Source organism: Agrobacterium sp. LMR679, from assembly GCF_027157905.1.
Taxonomy (GTDB): Bacteria; Pseudomonadota; Alphaproteobacteria; order Rhizobiales; family Rhizobiaceae; genus Agrobacterium; species Agrobacterium leguminum.
The window spans coordinates 1,054,660-1,073,443 of sequence record NZ_JAPVOJ010000001.1; the positions used below are offsets into that span (position 1 = coordinate 1,054,660).

General features: G+C 60.5%; 14 protein-coding genes and 1 pseudogene. All 15 read left to right on the forward strand.

From position 1 onward, the window contains the following. Positions 1–30: 30 nt before the first annotated feature. The 15 genes and pseudogenes from O3W47_RS04885 (at position 31) to O3W47_RS04955 (ending at position 18,777) form a co-directional block, all read left to right on the forward strand. The gene (locus O3W47_RS04885) at positions 31–1,317 is read left to right on the forward strand and encodes a CmpA/NrtA family ABC transporter substrate-binding protein (RefSeq protein ID WP_269313126.1); all 1,287 of its coding nucleotides are present in this window, start codon (positions 31–33) and stop codon (positions 1,315–1,317) included. A 380-nt stretch (positions 1,318–1,697) separates the two neighbouring features. Continuing rightward, the gene (locus O3W47_RS04890; protein ID WP_080857579.1) at positions 1,698–2,990 is read left to right on the forward strand and encodes a CmpA/NrtA family ABC transporter substrate-binding protein; all 1,293 of its coding nucleotides are present in this window, start codon (positions 1,698–1,700) and stop codon (positions 2,988–2,990) included. Between the two features lie 115 nt (positions 2,991–3,105). Further along, entirely contained in the window at positions 3,106–3,999 is an 894-nt protein-coding gene (gene ntrB, locus O3W47_RS04895) for a nitrate ABC transporter permease (RefSeq protein ID WP_137005157.1), read from the forward strand. Between the two features lie 70 nt (positions 4,000–4,069). Beyond that, complete coding sequence (locus O3W47_RS04900) at positions 4,070–4,867, forward strand: ABC transporter ATP-binding protein (protein ID WP_003497964.1); 798 nt, start codon at positions 4,070–4,072, stop codon at positions 4,865–4,867. 5 nt (positions 4,868–4,872) lie between these two features. Further along, complete coding sequence (nirB, locus tag O3W47_RS04905) at positions 4,873–7,320, forward strand: nitrite reductase large subunit NirB (protein WP_269313127.1); 2,448 nt, start codon at positions 4,873–4,875, stop codon at positions 7,318–7,320. A 5-nt stretch (positions 7,321–7,325) separates the two neighbouring features. After that, positions 7,326–7,661: a nitrite reductase small subunit NirD gene (nirD, locus tag O3W47_RS04910; RefSeq protein WP_003519747.1), complete on the forward strand. Its 336-nt coding sequence runs from the start codon at positions 7,326–7,328 to the stop codon at positions 7,659–7,661. A gap of 214 nt (positions 7,662–7,875) precedes the next feature. After that, positions 7,876–10,523, forward strand: a pseudogene (locus tag O3W47_RS04915) (nitrate reductase). Continuing rightward, a complete protein-coding gene (gene cysG / locus O3W47_RS04920) occupies positions 10,495–11,973 on the forward strand; it encodes a siroheme synthase CysG (RefSeq protein ID WP_170985906.1) in 1,479 nt (492 codons plus the stop codon). Before O3W47_RS04915 ends, cysG begins: the two are co-directional and overlap by 29 nt. 119 nt (positions 11,974–12,092) lie before the next feature. Continuing rightward, on the forward strand, positions 12,093–12,860 hold the full coding sequence (locus O3W47_RS04925) for a DeoR/GlpR family DNA-binding transcription regulator (RefSeq protein ID WP_137453516.1): 768 nt from the start codon (positions 12,093–12,095) through the stop codon (positions 12,858–12,860). A 114-nt stretch (positions 12,861–12,974) separates the two neighbouring features. Further along, positions 12,975–14,498 carry a glycerol-3-phosphate dehydrogenase gene (locus O3W47_RS04930; RefSeq protein ID WP_269313128.1) on the forward strand — a complete coding sequence of 508 codons (1,524 nt, stop codon included), beginning with the start codon at positions 12,975–12,977 and terminating at the stop codon, positions 14,496–14,498. A gap of 36 nt (positions 14,499–14,534) precedes the next feature. Continuing rightward, positions 14,535–15,605: an ABC transporter ATP-binding protein gene (locus O3W47_RS04935; protein ID WP_080819687.1), complete on the forward strand. Its 1,071-nt coding sequence runs from the start codon at positions 14,535–14,537 to the stop codon at positions 15,603–15,605. Positions 15,606–15,617: 12 nt separating this feature from the next. Continuing rightward, positions 15,618–16,688: an ABC transporter ATP-binding protein gene (locus O3W47_RS04940; RefSeq protein ID WP_059758107.1), complete on the forward strand. Its 1,071-nt coding sequence runs from the start codon at positions 15,618–15,620 to the stop codon at positions 16,686–16,688. A 2-nt stretch (positions 16,689–16,690) separates the two neighbouring features. Then, positions 16,691–17,557 carry a carbohydrate ABC transporter permease gene (locus tag O3W47_RS04945; protein ID WP_003519739.1) on the forward strand — a complete coding sequence of 289 codons (867 nt, stop codon included), beginning with the start codon at positions 16,691–16,693 and terminating at the stop codon, positions 17,555–17,557. A 3-nt stretch (positions 17,558–17,560) separates the two neighbouring features. Next, positions 17,561–18,481 (forward strand): carbohydrate ABC transporter permease, encoded by a 921-nt coding sequence (locus tag O3W47_RS04950; RefSeq protein WP_003519737.1) that lies wholly within the window; start codon positions 17,561–17,563, stop codon positions 18,479–18,481. A gap of 2 nt (positions 18,482–18,483) precedes the next feature. Further along, positions 18,484–18,777 carry a DUF2160 domain-containing protein gene (locus O3W47_RS04955; protein ID WP_003519736.1) on the forward strand — a complete coding sequence of 98 codons (294 nt, stop codon included), beginning with the start codon at positions 18,484–18,486 and terminating at the stop codon, positions 18,775–18,777. Positions 18,778–18,784 lie beyond the last annotated feature (7 nt).

The window sequence follows — 18,784 nt, forward strand, 5'->3', positions numbered from 1 at the left end:
CCGCCGGTCGGACAGTAAGGAGTGCATGATATGGCGGCACCGGAAAAAACGGCCGGATCAGACAGCGGAGTAACGCAAGCACCGGCAATCGTCGGCAGCGACCGGCAGAAAATCCTGCGCGCCGGCTTTATTCCGCTTGTCGACGCATCCGTCCTGATTGCTGCGGCCGAATTCGGTTTCGCGGAACGCGAAGGCCTTTCGCTCGATCTCGTCAAGGATGTTTCCTGGGCGAATGTGCGCGACCGGCTGGCGTTTCGGCAATTCGATATCGCCCACATGCTGTCGCCGATGCCCGTCGCTTCCATGCTTGGGCTCGGCTCCAACCCGTCGCCGACCATCACGCCCTTTTCACTCGGACGCGGCGGCAATGCGATCACGCTTTCGACGCGGCTGTTTGCGCGGATGAAGGTTTTGACCGGGCTTTCCGAAACGGCAGGAGCGCTTGAAAACGCCGAGGCGTTGAAGCGGGTGCTCGATGATATGCGCACCCGCGGCGAGCCGCCGCCAACGCTCGGCATGACCTATCCGTTTTCATCGCATAATTACGAGTTTCGCTACTGGCTTGCCGCCGGCGGCATTCACCCCGATCACGATGTCAAGCTTGTGGTGGTGCCGCCGCCATTGACCTCGGATGCGCTTGCCGCAGGGGCCATTGACGGTTTCTGCGTCGGAGCGCCGTGGAACATCGTCGCCGCCGAGCGCGGTGTCGGTCGCATCGTTGCGGCCAAACAGGATTTGTGGCCTTCCGCACCGGAAAAGGTCATCGGCATGCGACCCGAATGGGCGGAAAACCAGCAGGAAACGGTCGGACGGCTGCTGACGGCGCTCGATGCCGCCGCGCGCTGGTGCGACCTTGCCGAAAATCACGATGATCTGAGCGCAGCCCTTGCCGATCCCCGCTATATCGGCGCACCGGAAGGCATCATCCGTCGTGTGCTTGCCGGTGAATTCAGCATCGACAGCCAGGGCAACCGCCGGGTGATCGACAATTATTTCATCTTCCACGGCGGTCACGCCAATTATCCGCGCCAGAGCCAGGCATTGTGGATCTACAGCCAGATGATCCGCTGGGGGCAGGCCGAATTTTCACAGGCCGGTGTGGAGGCGGCCCTGTCTGCCTACCGGCCGGATATTTATCGGGCGGCGCTGGGCGACGCCAACGCACCTGACGATGCCGATATCCGCATCGAAGGGCAGGAAGAGCAGGACCGTTTCGTGGATGGCCTCATATTCGATCCCGCCGACATTACCGGCTACGTGAACGCCTTTTCCGTGCGCACCGCCGCGCCGTTTTCTCCGACTTCAGGCGAGACGTAAGCGGCGTCGTGCCTTTGGGGCTGCGCAAATTTCAAGCGCAGGATTCTTCTCTTTGCACAAATGGAAGACAAAAAACATGATGATTAAAATTTAATCAGTAGATCGATTTGCAAAAATACTCTTTTATTTTCAATAATATAATCTTGTTTTTATAAACTGGCACGCCTTTTGCTTTTTGTTTTTTGCACCGGTCAACGGCGATCGGGGCAAGCAAGGCGCGGCATAGGCGCTTTCAGAAGACACAGACGTCGCAAGGTTTTGCTGCCCGGAACCCCTCCCGTTCCGCAGGCGCAAACACCGAGCGGCGTTTTTTTATTTTCAGGTTTTTTCGCAAGCGAAAACGTCACCCGCAGAGGTGGCCCAATAAGGGGAACATGCGAATGAAAAAGATATTCTCCGGCGATGTCAGCCGCCGCACGATACTGAAGACGACAGCCGCCGCGGCCCTTGTCAGCGCCGTGCGCGTGGCCTTTCCGTCCGGTGCTTTCGCAGCCACCGCCGAGCCCGAAGTGAAAGGCGCGAAAATCGGTTTTATCGCGCTCACCGATGCCGCCCCGCTCATCATTGCGGCGGAAAAGGGCCTGTTCGCCAAACATGGCATGCCGGATGTCGAGGTTCTGAAACAGGCCTCCTGGGGTGCGACGCGCGACAATCTCGTGCTCGGCGGCGCCTCGAACGGCATCGATGGCGCGCATATTCTGACACCGATGCCCTATCTCATGCATACCGGCAAGGTGACCCAGAACAATGTGCCGGTGCCGATGACCATCCTCGCCCGCCTCAACCTCGACAGCCAGGGCATTTCCGTCGCCAAGGAATATGCAGAGACCGGCGTTCAGCTCGATGCTTCCAAGTTGAAGGCGGCTTTCGAGAAGAAGAAGGCCGAAGGCAAGGAAATCAAGGCCGCCATGACCTTCCCCGGCGGCACGCATGATCTCTGGATCCGCTACTGGCTTGCCGCCGGCGGCATCGACCCGGACAAGGATGTCTCCACCATCGTCGTTCCGCCGCCGCAGATGGTCGCCAATATGAAGGTCGGCAACATGGACGTCTTCTGTGTGGGCGAACCCTGGAACGAGCAGCTCGTCAATCAGGGCATCGGTTTTACGGCCTGTACCACCGGCGAACTCTGGAAGGGCCATCCGGAAAAAGCGCTCGGCATGCGCGCCGACTGGGTGGAAAAGAACCCCAACGCCACCAAGGCGCTGCTGATGGCCGTGATGGAGGCGCAGCAATGGTGCGATGAAATGGCGAACAAGGAGGAAATGTCCACCATCCTCGGCAAACGCCAATGGTTCAACGTGCCGCCGAAGGATGTGCTTGGACGCCTGAAGGGCAATATCAATTACGGCAACGGCCGTGTTCTCGAAAACACCGGCCTGCAGATGAAGTTCTGGCAGGACCATGCCTCCTATCCCTTCCGCAGCCATGACAGCTGGTTCATCGCGGAAAACATCCGCTGGGGCAAATTCGCACCCGACACGGATGTGAAGGCGCTGGTGGAGAAGGTGAACCGTGAGGATATCTGGCGCGCGGCGGCCAAGGATCTCGGCGTCGCCGATCTTCCCGCCTCCACCTCGCGCGGCAAGGAAACCTTCTTCGACGGCAAGGTCTTCGACCCGGAAAATCCGTCGGCATATCTCGAAAGCCTGTCCATCAAGGCGGCCTCCTGAGGAGGAGACCCGGGGTATCGCCCCTCATCCGCCAGGTGCGCTGCCCAACCGGCGCGACTGAAGACCGGATGAGGGGCGAGCCCCAGACCGCAACCGAAATCAAGAGGAAATGCCCATGTCCGCATTGGCCCGAAAATTCAACGAAGAGCCGCAGCAGCCGGTAGCGCAGAAGGCAAACGTCGTGGCACTTGCGCCGAAATCCGCCTCGCGGATCGATCTGCGCAAATGGGGTGCTGCGGCGGCCCGCAACATCGTACCGCCGTTCATCGTCCTCGCCATTCTGCTAGGCGTCTGGCAATTGCTCTGTTCCGCCCCCGGCTCATCGCTGCCGCCGCCGAGCCAGGTTTTCGAGGAGAGCTACGATCTCATCGTATCGCCGTTCTTCCATAACGGTTCGCAGGATATCGGCCTTGGCTGGCGCGTGCTTGTCTCGCTGGAGCGTGTGGCTTACGGTTTCGGCCTCGCCGCCATCGCCGGCATCATCCTCGGCGCGGTGATCGGCCAGTCGGTCTGGGCCATGCGCGGTCTCGACCCGATCTTTCAGGTGCTGCGCACCGTGCCGCCGCTTGCCTGGCTGCCGCTTTCGCTGGCCGCCTTTCAGGACAGCAACCCATCGGCCATTTTCGTGATCTTCATCACCTCCATCTGGCCGGTCATCATCAATACCGCAGTCGGCGTGCGCAATATTCCGCAGGACTACCGTAACGTGGCGCAGGTGCTGCGGCTCAACCAGCTGGAATTCTTCTTCAAGATCATGCTGCCTTCGGCGGCACCCTACATCTTCACCGGCCTGCGCATCGGTGTCGGCCTTTCGTGGCTCGCGATCGTCGCGGCGGAAATGCTGACCGGCGGCGTCGGCATCGGCTTCTTCATTTGGGATGCGTGGAACTCCTCGCGCTTGCCCGACATCATCGTGGCGCTCGTCTACATCGGCGTCGTCGGCTTCGTGCTCGACAAGCTGGTGGCGGCGCTCGGCAAGGTCATCACCCGCGGCGCTGCGGCCAATTAAGACACAGGCAATTCCAGGAAAAGTGGGAACCGGTTTTCCGTCCGGAATTGCGCCAGAGGAGAAATCAATCATGAACGCTTATCTGAAGCTCGATCACATCGACAAATATTTCGACAAGGGCGGCTCGCGCGCCGAGGTGCTGAAAGGCATCAATCTCACCATCGAAAAAGGCGAATTCGTCTCCGTCATCGGCCATTCCGGCTGCGGCAAGTCCACCATGCTCAACCTCATTGCCGGGCTGACGAAAGTGTCTGCCGGCGCCGTTCTGCTCGAAAACCGCGAAGTCAACGAGCCGGGTCCGGAGCGCGCCGTGGTGTTCCAGAACCACAGCCTGCTGCCCTGGCTTTCGGTTTATGAAAACGTCAACCTCGCTGTCGAGAAGGTCTTCCGCAATACCAAGACCCGGGCCGAGCGGCATGACTGGGTCATGCGCAATCTCGATCTCGTGCAGATGGCCCATGCCAAGGACAAAAAGCCTTCGGAAATTTCTGGCGGTATGAAACAGCGCGTCGGCATTGCCCGCGCGCTCGCCATGGAGCCGAAGATCCTGCTGCTGGACGAGCCCTTCGGTGCGCTGGACGCGCTGACCCGTGCCCATCTCCAGGATGCGGTGATGGAAATCCACGCCCGGCTCGGCAACACCATGGTCATGATTACCCATGATGTCGACGAGGCGGTGCTGCTCTCCGACCGTATCGTGATGATGACCAACGGTCCGGCCGCCCATATCGGCGAAGTGCTGGAGGTGCCGCTGGCACGCCCGCGCAACCGCATCGAACTCGCATCCGACAAGACCTACCTCAAATGCCGCGAGGCCGTGCTGAAGTTCCTTTACGAACGTCACCGCTTCGTCGAAGCTGCGGAGTAACGACCATGACGCAAAAACTCGTCATCATCGGCAATGGCATGGCGCCGGGGCGCATGCTGGAGAACCTGTTCGAAACCGCACCCGGCCTTTACGACGTCACCATTTTCAACGCCGAGCCGCGCGTCAATTACGACCGCATCCTGCTCTCGCCGGTGCTCTCAGGCGAAAAGAGCTATGAAGACATCGTCATTCATAATGACGAATGGTACGCCGCCAATAACGTTACCCTGCACAAGGGCGCGAGAGTCACGGGCATCGACCGCGACAGGAAGACCGTGACCAGCGAAAACGGCATCACGGTTTCCTACGACAAGCTGGTGATCGCCACCGGATCGCTGCCCTTCATCATTCCCGTCCCCGGCCATCAATTACCGGGCGTGCTCGCCTACCGCGATCTCGACGATGTGACGAAGATGCTGGCGATCGCCGAGGGCAAGGGCCGCGCCATCGTCATCGGCGCCGGTCTTCTCGGGCTGGAAGCCGCCTATGGCCTCAAGCGTCAGGGCATGGATGTCACCGTCATCCACCTGATGCCGACGATCATGGAGCGTCAGCTCGACCCGGCAGCGGCCTATCTTCTCGAAAAAGCGCTCAATGAGCGCGGTATCGACATCATCACCAAGGCCAATACCAAATGCATTCTGGGTGAGGAGAAGGTCGAAGGCATCGAGCTGGAAGACGGCCGGGTCATCAAGGGCGACATGGTGGTGATGGCGGTCGGCATCCGTCCTGCCTCGGGTCTTGCCAAGGAGGCTGGCATCGCCGTCAATCGCGGCATCGTGGTGGATGACGGCATGATGACGTCGGACGCCTCGATCTATGCGCTTGGCGAATGCGCCGAGCATCGCGGCATGTGTTATGGCCTCGTTGCGCCGCTTTATGAATCGGCGCGGGTGCTGGCAGACCGGCTGTGCGGCGGTTCGGCCGAATATCATGGCTCCGTTACCAATACCAAGCTGAAGGTCACCGGCATCAACCTGTTTTCCGCCGGCGATTTCGCGGAAGGCGACGACCGCGAGGAAATCGTGCTGCGCGATGCCACGGCCGGTGTCTACAAGCGCCTGATCCTCAAGGAAAACCGCATCATCGGCGCGGTGCTTTACGGCGAGACGGCGGACGGGTCGTGGTTCTTCGATCTGATGAAGAAATCGACCGATATTTCCGCGATGCGCGAAACCCTGATTTTCGGCCAGGCCTATCAGGGAGGGTCGCCGCTGGACCCTATGGCGGCCGTTGCAGCCTTGCCGGATGATGCGGAAATCTGCGGCTGCAACGGCGTCTGCAAGGGCAAGATCACCTCGGCCATCACTTCCAAGGGGCTGACCTCGCTGGACGACGTGCGCGCCCACACGAAGGCATCCGCCTCCTGCGGCAATTGCACCGGCCTTGTCGAGCAGCTGATGACGATAACGCTCGGCGACAGCTATAATCCCGCTGCCGTGCAGCCCATGTGCAAATGCACCGATCTCGGCCATGACGATGTGCGCCGTCTGATCAAGGCCAAGGGTCTGAAAACCATTCCAGCCGTGATGCAGGAGCTGGAATGGAAGACCTCCTGCGGCTGCGCCAAATGCCGGCCGGCGCTCAATTATTACCTCGTCTGCGATTTTCCGGATGAATATGCCGACGATTACCAGTCGCGTTATATCAACGAGCGTGTTCACGCCAATATCCAGAAGGACGGCACTTATTCCGTCGTGCCGCGCATGTGGGGCGGGGTCACATCTTCCACCGAACTCCGGGCGATCGCGGATGTGGTCGACAAGTTCGAAATCCCGATGGTGAAGGTGACGGGCGGCCAGCGCATCGATCTTCTCGGCATCGAGAAGGAGGATTTACCGGCGGTCTGGGCCGATCTCGGCAAGGCCGGCTTCATTTCCGGCCAGGCCTACGCCAAAGGTTTGCGCACGGTCAAAACCTGCGTCGGCCAGCAATGGTGCCGCTTCGGCACGCAGGATTCCACTGGGCTTGGCATCCGCATCGAAAAATTCATGTGGGGCTCGTGGACGCCCGCCAAGCTGAAACTTGCCGTTTCCGGCTGTCCACGCAACTGCGCGGAGGCGACCTGCAAGGATATCGGCGTCATCTGCGTCGATTCCGGTTTCGAGATCCATTTCGCCGGCGCCGCCGGTCTCGATATCAAGGGCACGGAAGTTCTGGGTCTTGTCAAAACCGAAGATGAGGCGCTGGAGCATATCGTGGCGCTGACGCAGATGTATCGCGAACAGGCGCGCTATCTCGAGCGCATCTACAAATGGGCCAAGCGCATCGGTTACGACGAAATCCGCCGCCAGATCATGGACGATGCGGAAAAGCGCAAGGCCTATTTCGATCGCTTCGTCTTCAGCCAGAAATTCGCGCAGGTCGATCCTTGGTCGGAACGCGTATCCGGCCACGACAAGCACGAATTCAGGCCCATGGCGGCAATCGGTTTCAGTGAGGCGGCGGAGTGAGAACGATGGACAGCAACTGGATCGATATCGGCGATATCTCCGACATTCCCCTGCGCGGCGCGCGTTGCGTCAAAACGCCGATGGGCAAGATCGCCGTGTTCCGCACGGCGGAAAATCAGGTCTTCGCCATCGAGGACCATTGCCCGCACAAGGGCGGGCCGCTGAGCCAGGGCATCGTGCATGGCGCTTCGGTGACATGTCCGCTGCACAACTGGGTCATTTCGCTGGAAACCGGCAAGGCGCTGGGGGCGGATGAGGGCGAGGTGCGGACCATTCCGGTGCGTAATCTGGATGGAAGGCTTTCGATAGCGCTCGAAACCCTGATGATTGCGGCGGAGTGAATTGCGATGGCGGTGGCTTTACCCCCCTCTGTCCTGCCGGACATCTCCCCCTCAGAGGGGGAGATCGACAAGCGGAGGGCTCCTCGTTCCCTCTCCACCGGCGACGACGCCAGTTGTGAATGGAAGTTTGTGCCGCGATTGATCTCCCCCCTTGAGGGGGAGATGTCCGGCAGGACAGAGAGGGGTAACCGCCGCACACTGAGAGGGCAAACCCATGCCCGTTGAAACAAAAACCACCTGTCCCTATTGCGGCGTCGGCTGCGGCGTCATCGCCACTGTCAAAGACGATGGCGCGGTCTCCGTCAGAGGCGATCAGGACCACCCCGCCAATTTCGGCCGGCTGTGCTCCAAAGGTTCGGCTCTGGCTGAAACCATCGACCTCGACGGTCGCCTGCTCCACCCCGAAATCAGCGGCAGGCGGGTGGCATGGAACGAAGCGCTTGATCTCGTCGCTTCCCGGTTCTCTCAAGCCATCGCCGAACACGGCCCGGATTCGGTTGCCTTTTACGTCTCCGGCCAATTGCTGACCGAGGATTATTACCTCGCCAACAAGCTGATGAAGGGTTTCATCGGCTCGGCCAATATCGATACGAATTCAAGGCTCTGCATGTCGTCTTCCGTCGCCGGCCATCGCCGTGCCTTCGGGGCCGATACGGTGCCGGGCACCTATGAGGATATGGAGCTTGCCGATCTGGTGATCCTCACCGGTTCCAATCTCGCCTGGTGCCATCCGGTGCTTTACCAAAGGCTTGCGGCGGCAAAGGCGGCACGGCCGGAAATGAAGGTCGTCGTTATCGATCCGCGCCGGACGATGAGCGCCGATATTGCCGACATGCACCTCGCCATCCGCCCGGATGGAGACGTGGCGCTGTTTACCGGCCTGCTGGCGCATCTTTCCGACAGCAGCGCAATCGATCGCGGTTATGTGGAAAATCACACGGTCGGCTTTGATGCAGCGACGCAGGCAGCAACTGCACACAGCCTGCCGGAGATCGCCGAGGCCACCGGCCTGACAGTCGCCGAACTGATTTCCTTTTACGAATTGTTCGAACGCACCGAAAAAACCGTCACCTGTTACAGTCAGGGCGTCAACCAGTCGCAGAGCGGCACGGACAAGGTCAACGCGATCATCAATTGCCACCTTGCCACCGGCCGCATCGGCAGGCCGGGCATGGGCCCGTTTTCGCTGACCGGCCAGCCGAACGCCATGGGCGGGCGCGAGGTCGGCGGGCTGGCAAATATGCTGGCCGCCCATATGGCCATCGAAAGTGCCGAAGACCGCGACCGCGTGCAGCGTTTCTGGTCCTCACCCGCCATTGCACAAAGACCCGGCCTGAAGGCGGTGGATATGTTCCGGGCGGTGGCCGAAGGCCGCATCAAGGCGCTGTGGATCATGGCGACCAACCCTGTCGTTTCCATGCCGGATGCCGGTGCCGTCGAGGCGGCCATCAGGGCCTGTCCTTTCGTCGTGGTGTCCGATGTCATGGCCAGTACCGATACGGCCCGCCATGCCCATGTGCTTCTGCCATCGCTTGGTTGGGGGAAAAGGACGGCACCGTCACCAATTCCGAGCGGTGCATTTCCCGCCAGCGCGGTTTTCTCGCGGCACCCGGCGAAGCGAAAGCGGACTGGTGGCAAATGGCGGAAGTGGGCCGGCGCATGGGTTTCGGCACGGCCTTCGCCTATGGCCAGCCCTCGGAGATTTTTGCGGAACATGCCGCTCTTTCCGGCTTTGAGAACGCGGGCAGTCGCGATTTCGATATCAGCGGTGTCGAACGGAATTCCTATGATGCGATGACGCCGTTTCAATGGCCGAAAGCCGGGCCGGGCGACGCCGTCGTTACCCGCTTTTTCGCCGATGGCCGGTTTTACCATGCCGATGGCAAGGCGCGGTTTATTGTCACCACCCTGCCGGAGACCGGCAGAACATCGGCGGATTATCCGCTGACGCTGAATACCGGCCGCATCCGCGATCAATGGCACACCATGACCCGCACAGGCAAAAGTGCGCGCCTTACTGCACATATCGCCGAACCCTTCGCCGAGCTTCATCCGCGCGATGCGCAGACGCTGGGAATAGAAAGCGCCGATCTGGTGGAGCTGGAAAGCCCCCATGGCAAGGTTCTGCTGCGGGCGCTGGTCAGCGAGAGGCAGGCGCGCGGCTCGGTATTTGCGCCGATGCACTGGAACGACCAGTTCGCGTCGCAGGCGCGCATCGATGTCGTGGTTGCCCCGGTGACGGACCCGCATTCCGGCCAGCCCGCCTCGAAAAACGTGGCGGTGAAGGCACGGCGCTTCGAAGCGAAAGCCTATGGTTTCGCCATCTCCCGCATCCGGCCGGGTGCGCCGGATTGTGCCTATTGGGCCACGGCCAAAGCCGATGGCGGCTATCGCATGGAGCTTGCCTTTGTCGAGGAGCCGCAGGACTGGACACTCTGGGCGAGGCAGGTCTTCGGCATAGAGGCCAGGATCGAGCCGCTGGGTTATAGCGACCGGCAGACGGGCGACCTGCGCCTTGCCTTCTTCGACGGCGATATCCTGCTGGCGGCCCTGTTCATCGCCAGGGAGCCGGTGGCCGTTGCCCGCAACTGGGCGATCTCACAATTGACCGAACGTCATGAGGATCTGCGCATGCGTTTTGCGCTGGTTGCCGGTCGCCCCGGTGCCGGCCGCGCCGATCCGGGCGCCACTGTCTGTTCCTGCTTTAATGTGGGGGTGAACCAGATAACGGCTGCGATCCGCGACGGCTGCCATAGCGTCGAAGCCATCGGCAAGGCGTTGAATGCCGGAACCAATTGCGGCTCCTGCCGCGCCGAAATCAGGGGGATCATCGATGGATGCCTTAAAACCGCAGCGGAATGAACCGGCTCGCATGGAAAGATTAGCCAAGTTGCCGGTCTTCTGGGGGCTTGAGGGGAAGCGCGTGGTGCTGGCGGGCGGATCGGATGGGGCCGCCTGGAAGGCGGAGCTGCTGCTGGCCTGCGGGGCGGAGCTTCATCTTTATTGCGAGGCAAGCGAGCTGTCGGAGAGCTTTGCAGCGCTTGTCGCAAAAGGCCAGATACTGAGATGGCATGACCGTCCGTGGGGTCCGGATATTTTCGAGGGTGCGGAACTGGCGCTGGCGGATTGCGAGACCGATGCGGAGGCCGGGAGCTTCTGCGATGCCGCGCGGGCGGCCGGCGTTCCCGTCAATATCATCGACAAACCAGAGTTCTGCCAGTTCCAGTTCGGCTCCATCGTCAATCGCTCGCCGGTGGTGGTGTCTATCTCCACCGATGGCGCAGCACCCATTCTGGCGCAGGCCATCCGCCGGCGCATCGAGACATTGCTGCCGCTTTCGCTGAAGGACTGGGGCGCGCTTGCCCAGACAATCCGCGAGCGCGTCAATCTGCGGCTCGCTCCCGGTGCGTCGCGGCGCTCTTTCTGGGAAAAATTCGTCGATCGGGCCTTTACCGAAAGGCTGGATGAGAGCAGCGAGGAACGGCTGCTTGTGGATATCGGAATGCAGGCTGCGCGGGCAGGATCGGGGCGCGGCCTTGTGACGCTTGTGGGCGCCGGACCGGGCGATGCCGAACTACTGACGCTGAAAGCGGTGCGCGCTTTGCAGGCGGCCGATGTCATCCTGTTCGACGATCTCGTTTCAGCCGAGGTGCTGGAACTGGCGCGGCGGGAGGCGAAGCGCATGCTGGTGGGCAAGCGCGGCGGCCGGGAAAGCTGCAGGCAGGAAGATATCAATGACATGATGATCCGCCTCGCCAAGGCCGGCAAACGGGTGGTGCGGTTGAAATCCGGCGATCCAATGATTTTCGGGCGCGCAGGTGAGGAAATCGCCGCGCTGGAGGCTGAAAATATCCCGGTCGAGATTGTGCCCGGCATCACCGCCGCAAGCGCCATGGCCTCGCGCCTGGGTGTTTCCCTGACCCATCGCGACCATGCCCAGTCGGTTCGCTTCGTCACCGGCCATTCCCGGCAGGGAAAGCTGCCGGAGAATATCGACTGGCAATCCCTGTCGAACCCCTCCGTGACAACCGTTTTCTATATGGGCGGGCGAACCGCCGGGGATATCCAGTCCTGCCTGCTCGCCCACGGAATGCCCGCTTCGACGCCCGTGGTCGTGATGATTTCCGTCAGCCGTGCCAATGAACAACGATGGTGCGGTTCGCTTGCACAACTGGCTGTCGCGGTCGAGAGACTGGGTGTGAACGAACCTGTGTTGATCGGCATCGGGGATACGTTCCATTCCGCTTCCGTGGCATTTTCGGTTACCGGGAGTGAGAAAGCCAATTCTGTCTCTGTACAAAAAGCGGGCTAACAAGATTTTTGACAGTTTCCGCTAACCGGCGATCCTTCCCGCCCTACACCCTCCCTTGACATTGGTTTTTCGTTCGCTCTTCAATAAAACGAAAAAATTGAAAGAGGAGGGAGGGTGAAATGCTGCTCACACCGCGTCAGGATGAAATCGTTGCGCTGGCGAAAGCGAACGGGCGGGTGCTGGTCGACGAGCTGGCGGCGCGGTTCTCAGTCACTCCCCAGACGATCCGCAAGGACCTGAACGATCTCTGCGATACGCGGGTTCTGACCCGCATCCACGGCGGCGCGCTTTTTCCAAGCGGCAATGAAAACGTCAAATACGAGGCGCGTCGGGCGATCGCCTCTTCCGAAAAGCAGGCGATCGGCGCCGCCGCTGCCGCCCTCATCCCCAACAACTCGTCACTCTTCATCAATATCGGCACGACGACCGAAGCCGTGGGCGAAGCGCTGGCGGATCATCACGAGTTGATGGTCATTACCAACAACATCAATGTTGCCAACAGGTTGAGGGTCTTTCCCGGTATCGAGGTGGTGATTGCCGGCGGTGTCGTGCGCGGTTCCGATGGCGGTATCGTCGGCGAGGCGGCGGTGGATTTCATCCGCCAGTTCAAGGTGGATTTTGCCGTCATCGGCGTTTCGGCCATCGATGAGGATGGTGCTTTGCTGGATTTCGACTTTCGTGAGGTCAAGGTCGCGCAGGCAATCATCTCCAATGCGCGCCATGTCATTCTGGTGTCGGATTCGCTCAAATTCGAGCGCACGGCTCCGGTTCGTATCGGCCATCTTTCCCAGGTGCATACTTTCATCACCGATCATTGTCCGGTGGATTCTATCCGGTCCATCTGTGCCGATCATGACGTCCGGTTGATCGAAACCGAGATGGTCTAGTCCTGATCGGGACGGCCCATGAATTTCGTTTGACATTCGTTTTGTCTTCGAATTAGATGTCCGTGCTTTCAGTATATCGATGAGGAGAGCGTCGATGAAAGCGCGGGAGGATCCATGTCTGACGAGGCAATCCACGATATTTTCGTGATCGGCGGCGGTATCAATGGCTGCGGCATCGCGCGTGACGCCGTCGGCAGGGGCTATTCCGTCGCACTTGCGGAAATGAACGATTTCGCTTCCGGCACCTCGTCCGCCGCCACCAAGCTTATCCATGGCGGTTTGCGTTATCTCGAACATTACGAGTTTCGTCTGGTGCGCGAAGCGCTGATGGAACGTGAGGTGCTGTGGGCCATGGCGCCGCACATCATCTGGCCCATGCGCTTCGTATTGCCGTTCCAGAAGGGCGGGGTTCGCCCGGCCTGGCTCGTGCGTCTCGGGCTATTTCTTTACGACCATCTCGGCGGCCGCAAGCTTCTGCCCGCGACCCGCTCGCTCGATCTGCGCCGCGATCCCGCCGGGAAACCTTTGAAACCGATTTTTGCCCGTGCCTTCGAGTATTCGGATGGCTGGGTGGACGATGCCCGCCTGGTGGTGCTGAATGCCCGCGACGCCGCCAATCGTGGCGCGCTCATCCTCAACCGCACGCAGGTGGTTTCAGCCCGGCGCGAAGGCGCCTTCTGGCGGGTCGAAACGAAAAATGCCGCCGGAGAGGCCAAGACTTATCGGGCGCGCATGCTGGTGAATGCTGCGGGTCCCTGGGTGGACAAGGTGCTGTCCTCGGCATTCGGCAAAAACAATGTCCATAATGTCCGCCTGGTGCAGGGCAGCCACATCATCGTACGCAGGAAATTTTCCGATCCGCGTGCTTATTTTTTCCAGAATCCGGACGGGCGGATCATCTTCGCCATTCCCTATGAACAGGACTTTACGCTGATCGGCACGACGGATCGCGACTATACCGCCGACCCCCGGGCTGTTAAGATCAGCGACGAGGAGATCAGCTATCTTTGCAGTGCGGCGAGCGAATATTTCGCTGAACCGGTGGAGCCGGCGGATATCGTCTGGACCTACTCCGGCGTGCGCCCGCTGTTCGATGACGGGGCATCGAAGGCGCAGGAAGCGACCCGCGATTATGTGCTGAAAACCGAAGGGGCGGAAGGCGAAGCGCCGCTTCTCAATATTTTCGGCGGCAAGCTCACCACCTATCGGCGGCTTGCCGAACACGCTCTTGAAAAAATCGGCGATGCGCTGGGTGAAAAGGGCGCGCCATGGACGGCGGGCTCACATTTGCCGGGTGGAAATTTCGGTGCCGAGGCCTACACCGCGGAAGTTTCGGCGCTGCGGTCGCGTTACCCCTTTCTTGAAGAGCGTTATGCGGAGCGGCTTGTGCGCTGCTACGGAACGGATGCGGCGGTGCTGATCGGCAATGCGACAGAGGCGGCGGCGCTGGGGCGGTATTTCGGCGGTACGCTCTACGAGGCTGAGGTTCGCTGGCTGATGGCGCGGGAGTGGGCGCTGACGGCGGAGGATATTCTGTGGCGCCGCACCAAGCAGGGACTCTTTTTTACCCCGGAAGAGGTGCGTGGGCTGGAGGATTATGTCGAAGACATTGCAGGTGGGCGCTTAAGGGCAATCTGACGATCCGGATAAAAGCGGAGGAGGCTTTGGATCACCATGCTTGAATTGCGAAACGTCTCTAAGATGGTGGGCGGTGAATATCATATTCACCCGACCGATCTGACGTTGCAGCGCGGAAGCCTGAACGTCCTGCTTGGACCGACACTTTCGGGCAAGACGACGCTGATGCGGCTGATGGCCGGGCTGGACAAGCCGAGCGCCGGCTCGATCTTTTTCAATGGCGAAGATGTGACGGGATGGCCGGTGCAGAAGCGCAACGTCGCCATGGTCTATCAGCAGTTCATCAACTATCCGGCGCTCAGCGTTTACGAAAACATCGCCTCGCCCATGCGTGTTGCCGGCAAGGACCAGGCGACCATCGACAGGGAAGTGAGGAAAGCCGCTGAGCTTTTGAAGCTGACGCCCTATCTCGACCGTACGCCGCTCAATCTTTCCGGCGGTCAGCAGCAGCGCACGGCACTCGCCCGCGCCATCGTCAAGAACGCCAATCTGGTGCTGCTCGATGAGCCGCTGGCCAATCTCGATTACAAGCTGCGCGAAGAGCTGCGCGAGGAACTGCCGCGCATTTTCGCCGAATCCGGTGCCATCTTCGTTTATGCCACCACCGAACCTTCCGAGGCGCTGCTTTTGGGCGGCAATACCGCAACGCTCAATGAGGGCAGGGTAACGCAGTTCAGCCGTACCATCGAGGTTTACCGGCGTCCGGTGGATATCGTCACCGCGGAAATTTTTGCGGACCCGCCGCTCAACACCATCGAGGTCGTCAAGACGGGCGGTGCATTCACCCGTGCCGACCAGGCGGTGATTGCGGTGCCGGCGCATCTTGCCGCCGTGCCGGATGGACCTTTGACCATAGCTTTCCAGCCGCATCATCTTTTCCCGCAGGCGAAGGGCGAGGCCCGCCAGTCGATCCGGGCGCGGACGCTGATTTCGGAAATCGCCGGATCGGAAAGCTTCGTGCATGTGGAGTTTTCGGGCCGGCGCTGGGTCATGCTGGCGCATGGCATTCATGACATCGAGCCGGACAGGGACATAGAGCTGTTTCTCGATACTAAACACCTGATGGCCTTTGACGCGAATGGCCGCGCCATCGGCGAAGCGGCTTGAGGGAGATCGGTCATGGCACGCATCACGCTCGATCACATCCGCCACGCCTATAACGCAAAGGCGCAGGCTGCCGGCGACTATGCGCTGAAGGAAGTCCATCATGAATGGGAGGACGGCGGCGCCTATGCGCTGCTCGGCCCTTCAGGCTGTGGCAAGACCACGCTGCTCAACATCATTTCCGGGCTGCTGCGCCCCTCCGAAGGCCGCATCGCCTTTGACGGAACGGACGTCACGGATTTCGCCACTGAAGACCGCAATATTGCGCAGGTATTCCAGTTCCCGGTCGTCTACGACACGATGACGGTCTATGACAATCTGGCCTTTCCGCTGCGCAACCGGCATGTGCCGGAAGCCGAGGTGGACCGTCGGGTGCGGGAAATCCTCGAAATGACCGATCTTTCCGGCATGGCCAAACGCCATGCGCGTGGTCTGACGGCGGATCAGAAACAGAAGATTTCGCTGGCGCGCGGGCTGGTGCGGTCCGATGTCAACGCCATCCTCTTCGACGAGCCGCTGACGGTGATCGACCCGCATATGAAATGGGTGCTGCGCTCGCAGCTGAAACGGCTGCACCGGCAGTCCGGTTTCACCATGGTTTATGTCACCCATGACCAGACCGAAGCGCTGACCTTCGCCGACAAGGTTGTGGTCATGTATGACGGGCAGATCGTCCAGATCGGCACGCCGGCTGAGCTTTTCGAACGGCCGGGACATACCTTTGTCGGTTATTTCATCGGCTCGCCCGGCATGAACGTGCTGCCCGCCAGTATCGACGGCGCGACCGCAATGGTCGGCGGGCTTGGTGTGCCGCTGGCCGGTGCGCCAAAGGTTGACGGAGCGCAACGCATCGAGATCGGCATCCGCCCGGAATTCGTCCGGCTGGAACGGGGCGGCATGCCCATCACTGTCGACAAGGTCGAGGATATCGGCCGGCAGAAGATCGTGCGCGCCCGGTTCGCCGGCCAGAAACTCGCGATCGTCGTTGCCGAAGACGAGGAAATCCCGGCGGAAGCGGGTGTTCGCTTCGATCCGGCCGCCATCGGCGTCTTCGCCGACTCGTGGCGTGTAAAGATGGGGGCCTGACCATGGAAAAGAGCTGGAACAACAAGGCGTGGTTCATGGTGCTGCCGGTGCTGGTGCTGGTCGCCTTTTCCGCCGTCATTCCGCTGATGACCGTCGTGAACTATTCCGTGCAGGATACGTTCGGCAATAACCAGTTCTTCTGGGCGGGAACACAATGGTTCGAGGAAATTCTGGCCTCGGACCGTTTCTGGGATGCGCTGGGGCGCAACCTGCTGTTCTCCGGCATCATTCTGGCGATAGAAATTCCGCTTGGTATCTTCATCGCGCTCAAGATGCCGAAATCCGGCATCGGCGTGCCGATCTGCCTCGTCACCATGGCGTTGCCGCTGCTGGTGCCGTGGAATGTCGTGGGCACCATCTGGCAGGTTTTCGGCCGCAGCGATATCGGCCTGCTCGGTTATTACGCCAATCAGCTCGGGCTCGATTATAACTATGTCAACGATCCGGTCGATGCGTGGATCACCGTCGTCATCATGGATGTCTGGCACTGGACGAGCCTTGTCGTGCTTCTGTGCTATGCCAGCCTCGTTTCCATTCCCGATGCCTATTATCAGGCAGCCAGGATCGATGGCGCGTCGCGTTTTGCGGTGTTCCGTTACATCCAGCTCCCGAAGATGAAGCGGGTGCTGCTGATCGCTTTCTTGCTGCGCTTCATGGACAGTTTCATGATCTATACCGAGCCTTTCGTCGTCACCGGCGGCGGCCCGGGCAATTCCACCACCTTCCTGTCCATCGATCTCGTGAAGATGGCGCTCGGCCAGTTCGATCTCGGGCCGGCTGCGGCCATGTCGCTGATCTACTTCCTCATCATCCTGCTGCTGTCCTGGGTGTTCTACACCGTCATGACCAGCCACGACGCGGAGACTTGAGACATGAGCGCCTCGAATGTCACCACAAGCGTGGAGCGCAACGGCATCGGCAGTTCGCCGGTGAGAGCCACTGCGACGGGACGATCCGGGCTTGCCGTCAATGCGCGGCGTCGCCACCATGGGCCGTCGCGTTTTTCCTGGCTGGTGCCGACGATCTACATCCTGCTGCTGCTTGTTCCGATCTACTGGCTCGTCAATATGAGCTTCAAGACGAACACGGAAATCGTCTCCTCCATGACGCTTTATCCGCATCAGCCGACGTTGCAGAACTACCGGACGATCTTCACCGATTCATCCTGGTATTCGGGCTATATCAATTCGATCATCTATGTCGTGATGAACATGGTGATTTCGGTTGCAGCGGCGCTGCCGGCGGCCTACGCTTTCTCGCGCTATCGTTTTCTGGGTGACAAGCATCTGTTCTTCTGGCTTTTGACCAACCGCATGGCGCCGCCCGCCGTTTTCGCGCTGCCCTTCTTCCAGCTTTATTCGGCTTTCGGGCTGATCGACACGCATATCGCCGTGGCGCTGGCGCATTGCCTGTTCAACGTGCCGCTGGCGGTGTGGATTCTCGAAGGCTTCATGTCCGGCGTGCCGAAGGAAATCGACGAGACCGCCTATATTGACGGCTACTCCTTCCCGAAATTCTTCGTGAAGATTTTCATGCCGCTCATCGCTTCCGGCATCGGCGTCGCCTGCTTCTTCAGCTTCATGTTCTCGTGGGTCGAGCTTCTGATCGCCCGCACGCTGACGACGACGGACGCCAAGCCGATTGCCGCGACCATGACGCGCACCGTTTCCGCCGCCGGCATGGACTGGGGCCTGCTTGCCGCCGCCGGCGTGCTGACACTGATCCCCGGCGCGCTGGTGATCTGGTTCGTGCGCAATTACATCGCCAAGGGCTTCGCGCTCGGGAGGGTTTGACCATGACGAAGATGCCCGATTTTACCTGGATGGCGTGGACTTGGCAGACGGCGGCCTTTTTCGGCGCCATCGCGCTGCTGCTCGTCGGCATGTGGTTCTGGGAATATCTTTCGCCCGGCGGCAATCCCCGCTTCGGCCTTTTGCGCTTCGAGACCACGCGCGGTGACAGGCTGTTCATCTCGCTGCTCGGCAGCGCCTTCATTCATCTCGCATGGCTCGGGCTGGTCGGCCCGAACCTGTGGTGGGCTCTCGCTCTATCCTTGGTTTACGCCATCGGCGTTTTCCGTTTTGTCTAGAGCAGGA